The sequence below is a fragment of the Lentzea alba genome, from assembly GCF_011067745.1.
GTDB classification, from domain to species: domain Bacteria; phylum Actinomycetota; class Actinomycetes; order Mycobacteriales; family Pseudonocardiaceae; genus Lentzea; species Lentzea alba.
On the sequence record NZ_JAAMPJ010000006.1, the window covers coordinates 124,176 to 141,512 of the forward strand.

Annotated in this window: 18 protein-coding genes; 5 read left to right on the forward strand and 13 right to left on the reverse strand. The window is 68.0% G+C overall.

The genetic code is table 11. The features are described 5' to 3' along the window. Positions 1–165 precede the first annotated feature (165 nt). Positions 166–1,848 carry an MSCRAMM family protein gene (locus G7043_RS22640; protein WP_166048514.1) on the forward strand — a complete coding sequence of 561 codons (1,683 nt, stop codon included), beginning with the start codon at positions 166–168 and terminating at the stop codon, positions 1,846–1,848. On the opposite strand, the gene G7043_RS22645 is transcribed toward G7043_RS22640, so the two are convergent. The 11 genes from G7043_RS22645 to G7043_RS22695 form a co-directional block, all read right to left on the reverse strand. Next, positions 1,845–2,813 (reverse strand): glycerophosphodiester phosphodiesterase, encoded by a 969-nt coding sequence (locus tag G7043_RS22645; RefSeq protein ID WP_166048516.1) that lies wholly within the window; start codon positions 2,811–2,813, stop codon positions 1,845–1,847. The two genes, G7043_RS22640 and G7043_RS22645, sit on opposite strands and share 4 nt — an antisense overlap. 66 nt (positions 2,814–2,879) lie before the next feature. After that, complete coding sequence (locus G7043_RS22650; protein WP_313888026.1) at positions 2,880–3,788, reverse strand: DUF4328 domain-containing protein; 909 nt, start codon at positions 3,786–3,788, stop codon at positions 2,880–2,882. A 2-nt stretch (positions 3,789–3,790) separates the two neighbouring features. Then, positions 3,791–4,129: a rhodanese-like domain-containing protein gene (locus G7043_RS22655; RefSeq protein WP_166048518.1), complete on the reverse strand. Its 339-nt coding sequence runs from the start codon at positions 4,127–4,129 to the stop codon at positions 3,791–3,793. Between the two features lie 59 nt (positions 4,130–4,188). Continuing rightward, positions 4,189–5,070 (reverse strand): hypothetical protein, encoded by an 882-nt coding sequence (locus G7043_RS22660; protein WP_166048520.1) that lies wholly within the window; start codon positions 5,068–5,070, stop codon positions 4,189–4,191. Then, positions 5,070–5,561, reverse strand: a complete 492-nt coding sequence (locus tag G7043_RS22665; RefSeq protein ID WP_166048522.1) for a SigE family RNA polymerase sigma factor — start codon at positions 5,559–5,561, stop codon at positions 5,070–5,072. Before G7043_RS22665 ends, G7043_RS22660 begins: the two co-directional genes overlap by 1 nt. A 140-nt stretch (positions 5,562–5,701) precedes the next feature. Continuing rightward, positions 5,702–7,294 (reverse strand): solute symporter family protein, encoded by a 1,593-nt coding sequence (locus G7043_RS22670; protein WP_166048524.1) that lies wholly within the window; start codon positions 7,292–7,294, stop codon positions 5,702–5,704. After that, complete coding sequence (locus G7043_RS22675; protein ID WP_166048526.1) at positions 7,291–7,641, reverse strand: DUF485 domain-containing protein; 351 nt, start codon at positions 7,639–7,641, stop codon at positions 7,291–7,293. Before G7043_RS22675 ends, G7043_RS22670 begins: the two co-directional genes overlap by 4 nt. 259 nt (positions 7,642–7,900) lie before the next feature. Beyond that, positions 7,901–9,700: a sodium/solute symporter gene (locus tag G7043_RS22680; protein WP_166048528.1), complete on the reverse strand. Its 1,800-nt coding sequence runs from the start codon at positions 9,698–9,700 to the stop codon at positions 7,901–7,903. A gap of 1 nt (position 9,701) precedes the next feature. Next, positions 9,702–10,130, reverse strand: coding sequence for a hypothetical protein (locus tag G7043_RS22685; RefSeq protein ID WP_166048530.1), 429 nt, complete (start codon positions 10,128–10,130; stop codon positions 9,702–9,704). Then, positions 10,127–10,993 carry a LytR/AlgR family response regulator transcription factor gene (locus G7043_RS22690; RefSeq protein WP_166048532.1) on the reverse strand — a complete coding sequence of 289 codons (867 nt, stop codon included), beginning with the start codon at positions 10,991–10,993 and terminating at the stop codon, positions 10,127–10,129. Before G7043_RS22690 ends, G7043_RS22685 begins: the two co-directional genes overlap by 4 nt. 63 nt (positions 10,994–11,056) lie before the next feature. Further along, positions 11,057–11,917, reverse strand: coding sequence for a S49 family peptidase (locus G7043_RS22695; RefSeq protein WP_166048534.1), 861 nt, complete (start codon positions 11,915–11,917; stop codon positions 11,057–11,059). A 112-nt stretch (positions 11,918–12,029) separates the two neighbouring features. Between G7043_RS22695 and G7043_RS22700 the strand changes: the two genes are divergently transcribed. Next, on the forward strand, positions 12,030–12,197 hold the full coding sequence (locus tag G7043_RS22700) for a hypothetical protein (RefSeq protein WP_166048541.1): 168 nt from the start codon (positions 12,030–12,032) through the stop codon (positions 12,195–12,197). Between the two features lie 227 nt (positions 12,198–12,424). Here G7043_RS22700 and G7043_RS22705 read toward each other — a convergent pair whose 3' ends face one another. Continuing rightward, the gene (locus tag G7043_RS22705; RefSeq protein ID WP_166048543.1) at positions 12,425–13,687 is read right to left on the reverse strand and encodes a sensor histidine kinase; all 1,263 of its coding nucleotides are present in this window, start codon (positions 13,685–13,687) and stop codon (positions 12,425–12,427) included. A gap of 111 nt (positions 13,688–13,798) precedes the next feature. Between G7043_RS22705 and G7043_RS22710 the strand changes: the two genes are divergently transcribed. From G7043_RS22710 to G7043_RS22720, 3 genes are read left to right on the forward strand one after another with little or no spacing between them, the layout of a single operon-like run. Then, on the forward strand, positions 13,799–14,506 hold the full coding sequence (locus G7043_RS22710; RefSeq protein ID WP_313888055.1) for a (Fe-S)-binding protein: 708 nt from the start codon (positions 13,799–13,801) through the stop codon (positions 14,504–14,506). Continuing rightward, positions 14,488–15,906 (forward strand): LutB/LldF family L-lactate oxidation iron-sulfur protein, encoded by a 1,419-nt coding sequence (locus tag G7043_RS22715; RefSeq protein WP_166048545.1) that lies wholly within the window; start codon positions 14,488–14,490, stop codon positions 15,904–15,906. Before G7043_RS22710 ends, G7043_RS22715 begins: the two co-directional genes overlap by 19 nt. After that, positions 15,899–16,477 carry a LutC/YkgG family protein gene (locus G7043_RS22720; RefSeq protein ID WP_166048546.1) on the forward strand — a complete coding sequence of 193 codons (579 nt, stop codon included), beginning with the start codon at positions 15,899–15,901 and terminating at the stop codon, positions 16,475–16,477. The genes G7043_RS22715 and G7043_RS22720 overlap by 8 nt, the downstream gene beginning before the upstream one ends. Here the strand turns inward: G7043_RS22720 and G7043_RS22725 are convergent. Continuing rightward, positions 16,470–17,336 (reverse strand): Fpg/Nei family DNA glycosylase, encoded by an 867-nt coding sequence (locus G7043_RS22725; RefSeq protein WP_166048548.1) that lies wholly within the window; start codon positions 17,334–17,336, stop codon positions 16,470–16,472. The genes G7043_RS22720 and G7043_RS22725 overlap by 8 nt on opposite strands. Position 17,337: the final 1 nt, after the last annotated feature.

Below are 17,337 nucleotides of genomic sequence, written 5' to 3' on the forward strand. Positions count from 1 at the left end.
TCAGCGCGGGAGCGTTCTCCGACCTGCGTGTCTACCCTCATGATTCGGCCCCGCTCGACCGTTGAGCCTTGCACCAACCCTCCCGCCCGGCCGCCAACCCGTCCACTGGACGTCGGCGCACGGTGCGGGGACCGCGACAGACGTCCCGGCGCTGTGGAGAAAACCATGCGCAGACGTTTGATGATCGCGGGCGCCGCGGTGTCCGCCTTCGTGCTCGGGCTGCTCGGTCCCGCGGGTGTCGCGGTAGCCGGACCGATCAGCACCAACGCCGGGTTCGAGGCCCAAGACGCCAACCTCGTCCCGCAGGCTCCGATCAGCTTCGACTGGAACAGCTTCACACCGGCCGGCTGGACCGGCACCGCACCGCTGAGAACCGCGACCAAGGTCACCAACGGCTGGACCTTCACCGGCCTGGAGGACCGCCAGGCGTCCACTTCGGACTCGGGCTTCGCCGGTGGCACCAAGCAGGACCACGTCTGTCCGACCGTCGGCACCCAGAAGGCGTCCAACAAGGACGATCTCAAACGCGTCTACGTCGCGAGCAAGACCGTCAACGGCAACGTGTTCCTGACGCTGGCGTGGGTCCGCATCCCGCAGAACACAACCTCACCGTCCGCGCACGTGGCCTTCGAGTTCAACAAGGGCACCACCGCTTGTGCCGGTACCTCCGGCCTGGTGCAGCGGACCCCAGGCGACATGCTGATCGTCTACGACTTCGAGGGCGGCGCCGACATCCCGGCGCTGAAGCTGTCCCGCTGGATCACCTCCGGCTCGTGCGAGGTCGGCAGCAACTCCCCGCCGTGCTGGGGTGTGGCGAACACCCTGTCCAGCGGCTCCGCTGAGGCGGCCGTCAATGTCAACTCGACCGCGCAGGACACCGTCGCGCCGACGACCGAGACGCTCGGCCTGAACGAGTTCGGTGAAGCCGTCATCAACCTGACCGCCGCCGGTGTCTTCTCTCCTGGCGTGTGCGAGGGCTTCGGCAAGGCCTACGCCGTCAGCCGCAGCTCCGGCCAGTCGTCGACCGCGCAGATGAAGGACCTGGTCGGGCCGGGCAACGTCAACATCCGCAACTGCGGTTCCGTCTCCGTCACCAAGCTCGGCAGTGACGGCGGCAGCCAGGTCGGCGCCGTTTTCACGCTGTACAACGGCCCCGACCTCACCGGCACGATCGCCGGCACCTGCACCGTGCAGGCGAGCGGCGCGTGCACCCCGACGTTCACCAACGTGCCCGTCGGCATCTACTCACTCGACGAGACAACGGTCCCGGCCGGCTACGACAAGGATCCGAGCCTGCCGAAGCTGAACTTCACCGTCGCGGCGGGCGAGAACCTGCAACTGACGTTCACCAACCCCGCGCGGCCGGCGACTGCGAACGTGCTGAAGAAGGACGACACCGGCGCGCCCGTCGCGGGCGCGGTCTTCACGCTGTCCAACGCGAACGGCATCGTGGCCACCTGCACCACCGACGCCGCTGGTGTCTGCCAGCCGCCGTTCACGAACCTGACGCCGGGCACCTACACGATCGACGAGACCACCGTGCCGGCCGGCTACGCGAAGGCCGCCGGCCTTCCTGCGCAGATCACGCTCGCGAACGGTGAGACGAAGAACCTCGAGTACACGAACCCGAGGACCTTCAAGGTGATCGTGCTCGTCTGCCGTGAGGCCGACAGCTCGCTGTACCCGAGCGCGGTCACGATCGACGGTCAGGCCGCGGGCAACTCGCTGTCCTCGGCACAGGCTGCGGCAGCCAGCCTCAACGAGGCGGCGTTGTGCGGAATCTCCACCGGACAGCGCGGTGGTCTGCAGACCGGCGACCACTCCGCCGACCCCGTCGCGATCAACTAGCGCCGCGGATAACGCTTGGGGAGCTTGAAACCGCGCTCCTTCAACACCTTCCGCAACCGATCCGGGTAGTCGGTGATCAGACCGTCGATCCCGGTGTCGATCATCTCGTGCATCCGTGACTGTTCGTCCACGGTCCACGGGATGACGGCGAGGCCCTGTCCGTGGGCTTCGGTGACCAGTTCCTTCGTGGTCATCGTGTGCACCGGGGACAGGGCCTTCGCGCCGAAGCTCTTCACCGCTTTCGCAACGCTGCCACCGAAGTCGTCCAGGTTCAGCCCACCGGTCCACGGCGAGCCGGGCCGCAGGAACTCCGGTTGCGTCAGCGCCACCAACGGGATGCGCGGTTCGACCTCGCGCAACCGCATCAAGGTGCCCCAGTCGAACGACTGGATGGTCACGTTGGACAGGAAACCGGACCGGCGGATCTCGCGGACCGCGCGCTGCACGAACTGCTCGCGCGGCGCGGTCTCGTGCGGCGCGGCGGCCTCGACCTTGGTCTCGATGTTGAAGCGGATGCCCCACGCGCGGTGCCTGCGGGCCAGGTCGAAGAGCTCGGCCAGGGTGGGCATCCGGGCGCCCGGCGAGAGTTCCTGGTCCGGGTACTGCGACCAGCGCGTGCTGCCGCAGTCCAACGTCCGCACCTGGGCGAACGTCAGGTCCTTCACGTACTTGCCGGCGTAGGGGAACTCCGGGTCGCCGGGGAACGCGGGTGCCGTGTCGAGGCACTTCGCCGGGTTCGTCTTGCGGTCGTGGGTGATGACCTCACGGCCGTCCTTCGTGATCTGGAGATCGAGCTCCAGGGTCGTCACGCCGAGTTCGAGCGCCTTGCCGAACGCCTTGAGCGTGCTCTCCACGGTCAGGCCGATGCCGCCGCGGTGCGCCTGGAGGTCGAATTCACGGTGGTGCGCCTGAGCGACGCCTGGTGTGGCCATTGCGATCACCAGTGCCCCGATGAGTGTCCGCATCAGTCCAACCTGGCACTGACCGGAAACGCCGGGAAGGTCCGTGCGTACGAACGTCGGCTGAACAGATCAGCGCGGCGAGCCGGACGCGCGGAACGACCGCAGCGGCGGTCGGGGGGCGTCCTTCACCTCGAGCACCCGCATCAGCCGCACGGATGCGGCGTCGACCGGCAGCAGCAGCGTGGTGATCCGCCGGACGACCAGCGCCGTGGTCACCGCGACGCAGGCCATCAACAGGTCGTCGACCGTGTGCAGGAGCACGCCGTCCGCCAACGCCTGGGTGCTCTCGGTCAGGTTCCGCCACAGCACGATGACCCAGAACATCACCCCGCTGGCGACCCAGAAGCCCCACCACCAGCGCACCAGCTTCGACGGCCGGGGGCGTTCGTCCACGGGGCGGCGCACCACCGCGTGTTCCAGCTCGGCGAGCACCGAGCCCGGCACGACAAGGTTGACGAAGGGCACGAGCAGCAGCAGGAGCGACTTCACGCCTGAACGGGACGGCCCGTAGCCCACGAGATCAGCGGCCACGTTCCGCGCACGCCGCACCCACAGCACGGTGAGCACCAGCGCCACCAGCCACCCGACGAACATGATGGCCGCGGAGGACACCACCATGGCGTCCGAGGCAGCGACCAGGTTCGCGTCGAGGGCGCCGAACCGGCTCAGCGCGAGCAGCACGTACCGCCAGATCTCGGACCCCGCGGCCCACACGGCGACGGCGGCGAGCACCCAGAGCGAGTTCTGCGCGGTCTTGCCGAGTCGGCGCACGTTGTCGACCGAGTCGGCCTGCTCGACCGCACCGGACACGGCCGTCGGCCAGCGCCACGCCAGCAGCGGGAAACCCCAGCGCGGCGGGGCCGGGTAGTTCGGCGGACCGCCGTAGGACAGCCGCTGCGACCGCCGCGAGGGCTGCGGGTACGCACCGGGTGGCGGAGTCGCCACCCAGTCCACGCGCATCGGCTGCAACGGCTGCACGATCAGATGACCTCGGGTTCCATGCCGTCGACGCCACCCTCGAGCGGGCGACCCGACGCGTCCCAGTGCTGCATGCCGCCCTCGACGTTGACGGCCTCCCAGCCGTTCTCGTTGAGGTACTGGGTCACCCTGGCGGAGCGGCCACCGGCACGGCACACGACGTAGAGCTGCACGTCGTTCGGCACCTCGGCGAGCCGGCCACCGATTTCGCTCATCGGGATGTGCAGCGCGCCGGGCGCATGGCCCGCGTCCCACTCGTCCTGCTCGCGCACGTCCAGCAGGACGGCGTCTTCCGGCAGCACGGCGGGAACGTCAGCGATCTCCACGCTTGGAACAGTCACGCCCTAGATGTTGCCATGCCGGAGGTTGCACGGACGTGAGCCTCCGGCACGGCACACCCTCAGGCCACCTCCGCGATGATGGGCCCGAGCCTCGCGAACTGTTCCTCGGTCAGCGGCAGATTGGCGCGACCAGGCCCGGTGCGGATGAATCCCGGCTGATCCGGGGCGGGAGCCAGGTCCGGGGTGCCGAAGTTGAGCAGTTCGAGCTGCACGTACAGACCATCCTTGCGGTACACCTGCAGCACCTGCTTGAGCGTCAGGAACGGCTCGACCGGCCGCACACCGTGCAACTGCATGATCGTGCCGTCGGCGCGGGTCAGCCGCCTGGCCGGTTCGCAGTCGCCGGCCCAGAGCCCGTCGTCCGCATTCGACTGCGGGGTACCGATTGGCCTGCCCGCGAGGATTCTGATGCCGCCGGTCCCGCCGGAGTCGGTCACGTCGAACTCGATGGCGAACTCGTTGGAGTGGCCTGGCGCGATGGTCATCTCCGGCAGCGCCCGCCGCACCAGATCGAGCCAGGCGTCGACGGACTTGGCGGACAGCGGCTCCGCACTGAGCCCGAACCCGTTCTTGGGATCCGTCGCGTTGCACAACGGAATCGGTGCCGCTGGGCGACCGGCAGGCGGTGGCGCGCTTGCTGCAGGCGTCCATGTCCCGTACGGAGTCCGGGCCGGTGTGTTGACCCGCGGCCAGTCCAGCGTGCGCTCCACGGTGGCGGGGGTCTCGTTCAGCCGGTCCGCGGGCGCGTGTTCCAAGGCCACGTGGTTCAGCGTCGTGACGCCGATGCCGATGCCGGCGACCGCCGCCACCACACCGAGCATCGCGCCCGCACGTCGGGCGAACACCCGGCGACGGCCGCGCTTGAGCACGTGGTCCAGAGTTGTCGTGGGAGGCGGCGCGGGTACGTCGAGAGCTCCGCGCAGCTCGTCTTCGATGTTCATCAGGCACACTCCGAGTTGACCGGCTCGCCGTACGCCTCGCGGAGCGCCGCCAAACCTCTGGCTGTCTGACTTTTGACGTTGCCCAGCGAACAGCCCAGCTCAGCAGCCGTCTGCTCGATGGACAGGTCGTGCACGAACCGCAGCACCAGCGCAGCCCGTTGCTTCGGCGGCACCTGCAGCAGCGCCGCGTTCAACTTGGCGTCGGGATCGGTGAAACCACCGGCCACCCCGTGTTCGGGCAGTTCGGCGACAGGGCTCACGCGGTCGCGGCCGCGGCGCCTGCTGTCGAGGAACAGGCGCGTCACGATCTGGCGGACATAGCCCTCCGCCGTTTCGCGCCTGATGCTCGGCCACTTCGCGTACGCCTTCACGAACGCGTTCTGCGCCAGCTCTTCCGCCTCCGACCAGTCACCGCACAAGGCGTATGCCGTGCGCCGCGCCCAGTCGAATCTGCTCGTGAAGAACTCCGAGAACTCCTCGTCTCGTCGCACTCCGGTCCCCCATGCTCGTGCTGCGTTCGCGTTCAATACGCGGCCGGCCCCGGCAGGGTTGCACCCCTCCGAAAAGCCATGGGGGGCACATTCATGGACGTGAGGTCCATGAATGTGCCCCCCATGGAGGCTGTTGCGGGCTAGTGCGCGGTGGCCTTCTCGGCGCCCGCACCGGTGAGGGAGCGGACCTCCATCTCGGCCTGCTTGACCGAGTCGGCCTTCTCCTTGGAGAGGATCGTGCCGAGGTAGCCGAGCAGGAACGCGACCGGGATCGACACGATGCCGGGGTTCGACAGCGGGAAGAGCGCGAAGTCGGCGTTCTTGAACATCGACGTCGGCTGACCGGAGACCGCCGGCGACAGGACGATCAGCGTGATCGTCACTGCCAGACCGCCGTAGATGCTCCACAGCGCGCCCGAGGTGTTGAACCTCTTCCAGAACAGCGAGTAGAGGATCGTCGGCAGGTTCGCCGAGGCGGCGACCGCGAACGCCAGCGCCACGAGGAACGCGATGTTCTGGCCGTTGGCGATGATGCCACCACCGATGGACACGAGGCCGATCACGATCGCGGTGAGACGGGCGACCTTGACCTCGGAGTCCTTGTCCTCCTCCTTGCCCTTCTTGATGATGTTGGCGTAGATGTCGTGGGCGAACGACGCCGACGCGGTGATCGTCAGACCGGCCACGACCGCGAGGATCGTCGCGAACGCCACCGCCGCGATCAGGCCGAGCAGGATCGGGCCACCCAGTTCCAGCGCGAGCAGCGGGGCGGCCGAGTTGGCCTTGCCGGGTGCCGCGTTGATCGTGTCCGGACCCACGAGCGCACCGGCGCCGTAGCCCAGGACCAGCGTGAACAGGTAGAAGATGCCGATCAGCCAGATGGCCCACACGACCGAGCGACGGGCTTCCTTCGCCGTGGGCACGGTGTAGAAGCGCATCAGGATGTGCGGCAGACCCGCGGTGCCGAGCACCAGGGCGAGAGCCAGCGACAGGAAGTCGAGCTTCGTGGTGCCGTTCTTGCCGTACGCGAGTCCGGGGCCGAGCAGCTTCTCGCCCGCCTTCGGCGCGTTGTCGACGGCGGCACCGAGCAGCGACGACAGGTTGAACTTGTACATGCCGAGCACCCAGAGGGTCATGATGCCCGCACCGGCGATCAGCAGGACCGCCTTGATGATCTGCACCCAGGTGGTGCCCTTCATGCCGCCGATGAGGACGTAGGCGATCATCAGGGCGCCGACGACGGCGATGACGAGTGCCTGGCCACCGGTGCCCGTGATGCCGAGCAGCAGAGCGACGAGACCACCGGCACCGGCCATCTGGGCCAGCAGGTAGAAGAACGACACGGCCATCGTCGACGTGGCGGCGGCGGCGCGGACCGGACGCTGGCGCATCCGGAAGCTCAGCACGTCACCCATCGTGTACTTGCCGGTGTTGCGCAGCAGTTCGGCGACCAGCAGCAGCGCGACGAGCCACGCCACCAGGAAGCCGATCGAGTACAGGAAGCCGTCGTAGCCGTTGAGGGCGATGGCGCCCGCGATGCCGAGGAACGACGCGGCGGACAGGTAGTCGCCCGCGATCGCGATGCCGTTCTGCGGGCCGGTGAAGGCGCGGCCGGCGGCGAGGTAGTCGGCAGCGGTCTTGGTGTTGCGGCTCGCCCGGATGACCACGAACAGCGTGATCAGGACGAAGACACCGAAGATGCTGATGTTGAGGATCGGGCTGGACTCGTTCACTTGCCGTCTCCCTCGATCTCCTCGCGGAGCTTCTCCGCCAGCGGGTCGAGGTTCTTGTTGGCGTGCCGCACGTACAGCGTCGTGATGACGAACGTCGACACGAACTGCAGCAGGCCGAAGATGAGCCCGACGTTGATGTTGCCGATCACCTTGGTGGACATGAAGCCGTGCGCGTAGTCCGCGAGCAGCACGTACAGCAGGTACCACGCGAGGAACAGACCGGAGACGGGGAATACGAACTTGCGCAGTCGGTGCCTCAGCTCGGCGAAGTCATCGCTCGCTTGGACGTCGACCCACTTCTGCGCGTCTGGGGCCGACTCAGATGGGGTGTGCTCAACGGTGCTCACAGTCCCCTCCTCGCGGTACTCGTCGTAGGTGTCAGCAACGTGACGTGCACGTAATGCCTCCAGGTGCGGTCCTGTTCTTGGTCAGGAACCGTATGGAGACTTGAGTCACTCAGGTAAGACTCCGTTCGTGCCGTTGCGCCCAGCAGTCGGGTGATGCGACGAACGGTCAGTATGCGTAGACGAACAGCACTCTGCGTGACCGCAATCACCGTTCACCGATTCGAGTGACCAATTTTCACCCATTTGAAACGGTGGTTACTCACCGTGTGCGACCAGCTCCCCTGCGCTTGTCCTCGGCCATCCTGGCCTTCTCCTCGGCCGTGCCGAAGCGCGCGATGTCGCGGTCGCGGATGAACCCCAGCGGGTCCGGCGCGTGCAGTCTCAGCAGGATCTGGTTGACGTCCGCGGGGGCACGTCTGCGCGTCGCCTTGCTGACCACGATCATGGTCATGAACGCCAGCGGAACCGTGATCAGCGCAGGTTGGGTGATGAACGCGGGCGCCCAGCGGCCGGTGTAGGAGCTGACGACGCTCACCGCCTGAGCGGTGATCACCATGCCGCCGCCGACCACGAGCCCGCACACCGCGCCCACCCAGGTGAGTCCGCGCCACCAAATGCCGAGCACGAGCAGCGGGCAGAAGGTCGACGCGGCGAGCGCGAACGACATGGCCACCGTCAGTGACGCATCGGAGCGCGGCAACAGCAGCGCAAGACCGATCGCGACGAGTCCGGTGAACACCGTTGCCCACCGGAAGTCACGAACCTTGCCCGGCATGATGTCCGTCGAAACGACCCCGGCGACGGACACGACGAGCCCGGACGAGGTCGACAGGAACGCCGCGAACGCCCCCGCGGCGACGATCGCGCCGACGATCTGGCCGCCCAGGTTCGGCAGCATCGTCTCCGGCAGCATCAGCACCGCCGCGTCCGTCTTGCCGTTCACCAGCAGCTGCGGCAGGTACAGCCGGGACAGCACGCCCAGCACCGTCGGGAAGATGTAGAACAGGCCCAGCAGGTAGAGCACGTGCAACGCCGTGCGGCGGGCCGCCTTGCCGTCCGGGTTGGTGTAGAAGCGGACCAGGACGTGCGGCAGGCCCATCGTGCCGAGGAACGTCGCGAAGATCAGCGAGTACGTCCTGAGCAGCTCGGAGATACCGCCGGTCTGCGGCCGCGACCAGTCGTGGTTGGTCGTCGGCGAGCCCTCGACCACCGGGACCGGGCTGCCCGCGGTGAACTCCATGGTCGTGCCGGGGCTCAGCTCGTAGACGCCGCGGCCCCAGAACACCGCGCCGTCCGCGTCCCTGCCGTCGATCTTGCCGTGCACCTTCAGCGTCAGCGGCTCGTCGACGCGGACCTTGACCACCTGCTCGGCCACGGTGATCTTCTCGGTCTGCGGGAAGCGCACCACGCCGTCGTCGCTGACCGACTGCGTGCCGCGGTCCGGCGAGGCGAGGAACACCACGAAGAGCACGAACGTGGGCGCGGCGATCGCGAAGAGCTTGCCCCAGTACTGGAACGCCTGCACCAGCGTGATCGCGCGCATGCCGCCGCCGAGCACGTTGATCACGACGATGACCGTGACGATCAGGCCGCCGAACCACGCGGGCAGGCCGGTGATCGTGGTCAGCGTCAGACCCGCGGACTGCAGCTGCGGCACCAGGTACAGCACGCCGATGCACACGACGAAGAACGTGCTGAAGTGCCGCACGTTCACCGACCCCAGCCTGGCCTCGGCGAAGTCCGGCAACGTGTACGCGCCGGAGCGGCGCAGCGGTGCGGCGACGAACAACAGCAACGCGAGATACCCGGCCGTGAAGCCGATCGGGTACCAGAGCGCGTCGACGCCGTCCTTGAGCACGAGCCCGGCCACGCCGAGGAACGACGCCGCGGACAGGTACTCGCCGGAGATCGCGGCGGCGTTGCGGGTGGCCGGAATCGCCCGGCGCGCCACCAGGAAGTCCGGGGTCGTGTTCGCCTTGCGGGACCCGACGTACCCGAGCAGGAAGGTCACGGCCGCAACGGCGAGGATGGCGCTGAGGCTCCAGATGGTGGCGTTCACGTCAGCGGTCGACCATGTTCACGAAGTCGCGCTCGTGCCGTTCGGCCTGCCTGCGGAACATCCACCCGACCCCGTAGAGGATCGGGAAGGGCGCGAGACCGAGCACGAGCCAGGGGATGCCGATGCCGAGGATCTTCAGATCCCCGATCTGCGGAAACAGGTAGAAGGTGATCGGCAGCAGGCACATGCCGATCAGGACCGCGAAGGCGAGCCCGAACGCGGACTTGAGCTGCTGCTTGATGAGGTCGCGAACCAACTTCTCACCGACGCTGGTCTGCTCTTCCAGCTCGATGATCGTGCGCAGCGCCTTGCCGCGCTGCTTGGTCGAGTCCGCGAGCACGACCCTGCGCCTGCGTGGTTTGCGGGCCTGCTCACCGAGCCAGGCCTCGCGGGCGGCCTGCTCGGGCTTTCCCGCGTCGTGCCTGCTCACCAGCCGCTCTTCGGCGGTCGGACGATCCGTTCCTTGAGCTCCTTGGTGTGCCGGCGGCTGACCGGGAGCTCCTTGGCGCCATCACCTGTGCCGATGACCACCGCGTACCCGTTCGCCGTCATCCGCAGCTCGCTCACCAACGGCAGCGCGACGAGGTACGACCGGTGGATGCGCACGAACCCGGCGTTCGCCCAGCGTTCTTCGAGCTGTGCGAGCGGAATGCGCACCAGGTGGCTGCCGTCGTGGGTGTGCAGCCGGGCGTAGTCGCCCTGGGCCTCGACGTACCGCACGGTCGCGCGCGGCACGAGCTTGATCGTGCCGCCGAGCTCGACGGGGATGACCTCGTCGTCGGTCGGTTCGGCGGGGTTCTGAGCCGTGGGCGTCGGCGCGGCGGTCGGCACGGACGTGCGTCCCACCCGGTCGGCGACCCGCGAGATCGCCTTGAGGACGCGCTCTTCGTTGATCGGCTTGTTGATGAAGTCGAGCGCGCCGACGTCGAACGCCGTGACGAGCGCGTCGCGTTCCTCCACGCCTGTCACGAAAACGAGCGCCGGCGGGTACCTGAACGCACTGAGCACCCGTGCGAGATCCATGCCGGACAACCCGGGCATGTTGATGTCCGCGAACACCGCGTCGACCGGCGGCAGGCCGGCCTTGGTCCTCGCCATGACCTCCTGCTCGTAGTCGCCCCTCAGGATGCGCAGTGCCTCGGCGGCGTCGAACGCCGTCAGCACCCGCCGGACCTGGGGGCTGCTCTCGAGCAGGAACTTGATCTCGTTCAGGCCAGGAGCCTCGTCATCGACTGCGAGGACGAGGAGACCGGCGTTTTCTTGGGTACTCACTGTGTCGGGCATCTTGCCCATCAATGTGCGGTCATGTCTACGTCACGCGTTGACTCGACACGCCCTGTGAAACCGAACTGATGCTCACAGCCCGAATCGGGACCAGCGAGCACGTTCCTCGATGCTCGCGAGCACCTGCGTCACGAGATCGCCCGATCGGGTGGACGCGGCCGCGAGCCCGAGCTTGGCCAGCAACGGCTTCTTCGGCTCGGCGACGGTCAGCTCGGCGTCCGGGAACCGCTTGGCGATGACGCTCCGGATGGTGCCGATGCCGTCGACGAGGCCCAGCTGCTGGGCCTTGGCACCGGTCCAGATCTCGCCGCTGAAGAGGTCTTCCTCGGTCTTCAGCTTGGCGCCGCGGCGCTCGGTCACCCACGCCTTGAACTGCTCGTGCAGATCGGCGTGCAGGCCCTTCAGCCACTCGACGTCTTCCTGCTTCTCGGCCTGGAACGGGTCGAGCCTGACCTTGTTCTCCCCGGCCGTGTAGACGCGGCGCTCGACGCCGGCCTTGTCCAGCAGGCCGTTGAGCCCGAAGCCCGCGCTCACCACGCCGATAGAGCCGACGAGGCTCGTGCCGTGCGCGTAGATCTCGTCCGCCGCGCACGCCAGCCAGTAGCCACCGGACGCCGCCACGTCCTCGCAGAACGCGAGCACCGGCACGTGCTTCTTGGTGGCGAGTTCCCGGATCCGCTCGGCGATCAAGGCGCTCTGGGTGGGCGCGCCACCAGGAGAGTTGATGAGCAGAGCCACGGCGATCAGGCGCTCGTTGTCGAACGCGCGGTTGATCGCCGACTCGACGTTCTGGAGGCTGATCGTGTTGCGGGTGACCGGCGAGGACTGCGGGGTGATGACCCCGTGCAACCGCACCGCCGCGACGACCGGAGGCCGCTCACCCCGGTCCATGACCCTCGGGAGCCGGGCCGCGATCTTGTCCGTGACGCTCATGTACTCGACAGTACGTGCGTTTCGCCGCCGCGCGGGAGCCCTGCGTTTCCCACGAGGAAACGCAGGGCCCCCGCGTGACCTAAAACACGTCGTGCGCTGCTAGGTTCGATGGGTGACGTTCAACCCGATCCGCTGGCTCGAACGCTATGTCGAGTGGTGGGACGACCGGGGCCGGCAGAACGCCGCCGGACCGACGCCGATGCACATCTACTGGATGTGGGTGAGCTGGAGCGTGTGCGCCGTCGTGCTGATCACGACTTTGGCGGTTGCAGCACGCTGACCTGCGGTGCCGCGCTCAGCACTTGCAGCTGCTGAAGCCCTTCGCAGTGCACTTGATGCAGACGCGGACGCGCTCGGGTGCTTGTTGTTCCTGCAATTGATGTTGCCCTTAACTCGCGGCCGGCCTCGACCTGCGGGGAGCGCCGGCTGTTCATTGGTCAACACCACAATCGGCACGTTCCACGCCTGGGTTGAGCATGGTTGTACGTGCAACTACACGGGGCTGCGTCAGGCGCGGATCGCGGGCTGCTCGTTCGTCATCGGTTCGTCCGTCATCTGGGACCCGATGTTCAGGTTCGGCAGCACGTTCCGGGCGAACTTCGGCACCTTGAGGATGACCTTGGTCCCCGCGTCCGGCGCCGTCTCCACGACCAGGGCGTACTCGACGCCGAACACCGTGCGCATGCGGTCGTTGATGTTGCCGATGCCGACGTGCGCGCCGGTCTGGTGGGCGTCCTTGATGTCGTCGAGGCGGTCCGGGTCCATGCCGACGCCGTCGTCCTCGACGCTGATCAGGGCCTCGCTGCCGTTGTCCTCGGCGGTGATGGTGAGCATGCCGCCGCCGGGCTTCTTGGCCAGGCCGTGGCGGACCGCGTTCTCGACCAACGGCTGGAGCACCAGGAACGGCAGGACGACCTGCAACACCTCGGGCGCGATGCGCAGGCGGACGTTCAGCCGCGAGCCGTAGCGGGCCTGTTCGATGGTCAGGTAGCGATGGATGTTGGTCAACTCATCGGCGAGGGTCGTGAACAAGCCGTCGGTGCGGAACGAGTAACGGGTGAACTCCGCGAACTCCTGCAGCAGCTCACGGGCGTGCGCGGGGTCCGTGCGGATCAGCGAGGAGATCGTGTTCAGGGCGTTGTAGACGAAGTGCGGCGAGATCTGCGCTCGCAGGGCCTTCACCTCGGCCTGGGCGAGGGCCTGCCGCTGCTTCTGGACGACCTCCAGCTCCAGCTGCGTGGAGACGAAGCGGGCGGTCTCCTCGGCCATCCGGATCTGGCGCTTCGAGGCGACGCCGGAGACCACGATCAGCGTTCCGGCCACGTCACCCTCGACAACCAGCGGAACGACAACAACGCTGTGCAGTGAGCACGGACCCTGCAGTTCGCAGCCGAGCTTGCGGTGGTCGACGTGTTCCTTGTGGCAGTTGTTGATGGCACGGGCGACCGTGTCGCGGAGGTACTCGTAGTGGTCGTTCGCGCCGCCGTCCCACGACAGGACGGTGCCTTCTTCGTCGGTGATGGCGACCGCTACGCACCGCAGCATCTCGCGCAGGTGAGGCGTGGCCTTGTTCGCGGCCTCCTCGGTCAGGCCCGCGCGGAGGTCGCTCGACGCCCTGGACATGCGGTCGAGCATGTCCATCACAGCATCCTCGACGGAGGTGCTGACTCGTCGAGCGCGGCACAGCATCACGAAGAGGCCCAGAACGGCCAGGGTCGCGATGACGCCGAGCACAGCGCGCTCGGTCAACAGGTCGCCCACAGGGCACATGCTCTGCTGTGGGACAGCCCGATAGCAAGAGGCGCGCCCGGCGTACCCCCGTACGGTCCACCGATCCGGGTAGACATCCGATGATTTTGGGGAGAGGGTGTGGCCGTGAAAGTGGCCCTGTTCGCGACCTGCCTGACCGACACGTTCTTCCCGGAGACGGCCCGTGCTGTGGTGCGTCTGCTGGAGCGGCTCGGCTGTTCGGTGGAGTTCCCGCTCGATCAGACCTGCTGTGGTCAGATGCACTTCAACACCGGCTATCGGGAGCATTCGAAGCCGCTCGCCCGCAAGTACACCGACGTCTTCGGCGGCTACGACTACGTCGTTGCGCCATCCGGGTCATGCGCGGGCATGGTTCGGGAGATCCATCCCACGCTGGGTGAGTCTCCGCCGCGCACTTTCGAGCTCGCGGAGTTCCTCGTCGACGTGCTGGGCGTAACCGACGTGGGCGCGTGGTTCCCCCACCGGGTCACCTACCACCCCACCTGTCACTCGCTGCGCATGCTGGGCGTCGGGGACAAGCCGATGGCGCTGCTCAGGTCGGTCAAGGGGCTCGATCTGGTGGAACTGCCCGACTCGACGCAGTGCTGCGGCTTCGGCGGCACGTTCGCGGTGAAGAACGCCGAGACGTCCACGGCGATGCTCGCGGACAAGATGCGGTGCGTGCTCGACACCGGCGCCGAAGTGCTTTCCGCCGGTGACAACTCCTGTCTCATGCACATCGGCGGTGGCCTGTCGCGGTTGCGCGCGGGCGTCCGGCCGGTGCACCTGGCGGAGATCCTGGCTTCGACGGAGGAGGACCCGTGGCGCGCAACCCCGTGACGTGGCTGGGCAGCCCGACTTTCCCCAAGGCGGCCAAGACCGCCCTGGCCGACACCCAGCTGCGGCAGAACCTGCGCAAGGCCACCGGAACCATCCGCGGCCGCCGGGCAGCCGCGGTCGCCGAGATGACCGACTGGGAGCAGCTGCGCGTCGCCGGTGAGCAGATCAAGGACGACGTCCTGGCTCGCCTCGACACGCTCCTCGTGCAGCTCGAGGAGTCGGTGACCGCGCGCGGCGGAACGGTCCACTGGGCGCGGGACGCCGAAGAGGCGAACCGGATCGTCCTCGACCTCTGCAGGGCAGAGGACGCGCAGGAGGTCGTCAAGGTCAAGTCCATGGCCACCGCCGAGATCGGGCTCAACGAAGCCCTCGAGGCCGGCGGCGTGCACGCGATCGAGACCGACCTCGCCGAGCTGATCGTGCAGCTCGGCGACGACCGGCCGTCGCACATCCTGGTGCCCGCGATCCACCGCAACCGCTCGGAGATCCGCGAGATCTTCCAGCGCCGCATGGGGGTCGAGGTCTCGGACGAACCGGCGGACCTCGCCGAGGCCGCCCGGAGCTACCTGCGCCAGAAGTTCCTCACCACGAAGGTCGCCATCTCCGGAGCGAACTTCGCCGTCGCCGACACCGGGTCGATCGTGGTGCTGGAGTCCGAGGGCAACGGCCGGATGTGCCTGACCCTGCCGGACACCCTGATCACCGTGATGGGCATCGAGAAGCTCGTGCCGTCGTGGCAGGACCTGGAAGTCTTCCTGCAGCTGCTGCCCCGGTCGTCCACAGCGGAACGGATGAACCCGTACACGAGCGTGTGGACCGGCGTGACGCCCGGCGACGGCCCGCAGCGGTTCCACCTGGTCCTGATCGACAACGGCCGCACCGCCACGCTGAAGGACTCCGTCGGTCGCCAAGCACTCCGGTGCATCCGCTGTTCGGCGTGCCTCAACGTCTGCCCGGTCTACGAACGCACCGGCGGCCAGTCGTACGGCTCGGTCTACCCCGGACCGATCGGCGCGATCCTGACGCCACAACTGGTCGGCGACCTGCACGACCCGCTGGCCGCGTCTTTGCCTTACGCCTCTTCGCTTTGCGGTGCGTGCTTCGAGGTGTGCCCGGTCCGGATCGACATCCCGTCCGTCCTCACGCACCTGCGGGCCGAGGTCGTGGCCGCCAAGGGGCGCACGCCGGAGTCCATCGCGATGGCGGCCGCGGCGTGGATGTTCGCCTCGGCCTCCCGCTACGAGAAGGCGCAGAAAGCCGGTTCCCTGGCCCGTTTCCTGGCCAAGGACGGCAAGATCACGTCCCTGCCGTGGCCGGGTTCGAAGTGGACGTCCTCACGCGACGTGCCCGCGCCCCCGAAAGAGTCGTTCCGCGCCTGGTGGAGGAAGAACCGTGGCTAGCGCACGAGAAGAGATCCTCAACCGCATCCGGAGCGCGAAAGTCCCGGCAGCGCCCCAAGTGGTCCGCGGCTACAACACGAAGGGCACTGGCGGCGTCGAACTGCTCGCCGAAACGGTCGCCGACTACCGCGCGATCGTGCACGTCGTCAGCGACGTCCCGGAGGCGCTGAAACGCCTGGAGGGCAAGCGGATCGTCGCACCGGCAGGCGTACCGGACGAGTGGCTGATCGACGGCGTCACGTGGCTGCGCGAGCCGTTGTCGATCGAGGAACTGGACCGGTCCGACGGCGTGCTGACCGGCTGCGCGGTGGCCATCGCGGACACCGGCACGATCGTGCTCGACGGCGGCGAAGCACAGGGCCGCAGGGCACTCACCCTGCTCCCGGACTACCACCTGTGCGTGGTGCGAGCGGACCAGATCGCCGCGTCGGTCCCGGAAGCGTTGCACCGGCTGGAGCCCACCCGCCCGTTGACGTTCATCAGCGGCCCGTCCGCGACGAGCGACATCGAGCTGAACCGGGTGGAGGGCGTCCACGGGCCCCGCACCCTGGAAGTCCTCATCGTCACTTGAGCAGGCGGGACAACCGGCGGTCGGCCAACGGCTTGCCGCCGGTCTGGCACGTCGGGCAGTACTGAAACGCCTTGTCCGCGAACGACACCTCACGAACCGTGTCGCCGCAGACCGGGCAAGGCAGACCGGTGCGCGCGTGCACCCGCAGCCCCGACCGCTTCTCGCCCTTGAGCCGGGCCGCGTCCTGGCCCACCGACCGCGCCACCGCGTCGGTCAGCGTGCTGAGCATGGCCTCGTGCAGGTGATCCAGCTGTTCGGAGTTCAGCTTGCCCGACGTCGCGTACGGCGACAGCCGCGCCATGTGCATGATCTCGTCCGAGTAGGCGTTGCCGATGCCCGCGATCAGGCCCTGATCCGTCAGCGCCGTCTTCAACCGCTCGGTGCGCCCGGCCAGCAGGTCCTCCAGCTGCGTCCGGGTGATCTCCAACGCGTCCGGGCCCAGCCTGGCGACGCTCGCAATGGACTTCGGGTCGCGCACGATCCACGCCGCGAGCCCCTTCTTGGTGCCCGCTTCCGTCAGGTCGAAGCCCGGCCCCTGCCCCGGCGGACCGAGGTGCACGCGCAACGCCAACGGCCCGCGGCCCTGCTTGGGCGGGGGCGCCGACATGGTGTCCGCCCAGCGCAGCCAGCCGGCGCGAGCTAGGTGGACGACCAGGTGCAGGCCGTCCGCGATCTCCAGGTCGAGGTGTTTGCCGTGCCGGTGCGCGCCCACGACCTCCTGGCCGTGCAGCGCGGTCCACGGCGGGTCGAACGTCTTCAACACCTGCAGCGATGCCACGTCGACGCGGTGCACGGTGCGACCGACAGCGTGTTCACGCAGGTGGTGAACCAGTGCTTCTACCTCGGGTAGTTCGGGCACC

Excerpts from the sequence above, each read along its gene's own strand:
- G7043_RS22640 (WP_166048514.1), top strand. The coding sequence starts at position 166 with ATGCGCAGACGTTTGATGATCGCGGGCGCCGCGGTGTCCGCCTTCGTG.
- G7043_RS22645 (WP_166048516.1), bottom strand. The coding sequence starts at position 2,813 with ATGCGGACACTCATCGGGGCACTGGTGATCGCAATGGCCACACCAGGC.
- G7043_RS22660 (WP_166048520.1), bottom strand. The coding sequence starts at position 5,070 with ATGAACATCGAAGACGAGCTGCGCGGAGCTCTCGACGTACCCGCGCCG.
- G7043_RS22690 (WP_166048532.1), bottom strand. The coding sequence starts at position 10,993 with ATGGGCAAGATGCCCGACACAGTGAGTACCCAAGAAAACGCCGGTCTC.
- G7043_RS22695 (WP_166048534.1), bottom strand. The coding sequence starts at position 11,917 with ATGAGCGTCACGGACAAGATCGCGGCCCGGCTCCCGAGGGTCATGGAC.
- G7043_RS22705 (WP_166048543.1), bottom strand. The coding sequence starts at position 13,687 with ATGTGCCCTGTGGGCGACCTGTTGACCGAGCGCGCTGTGCTCGGCGTC.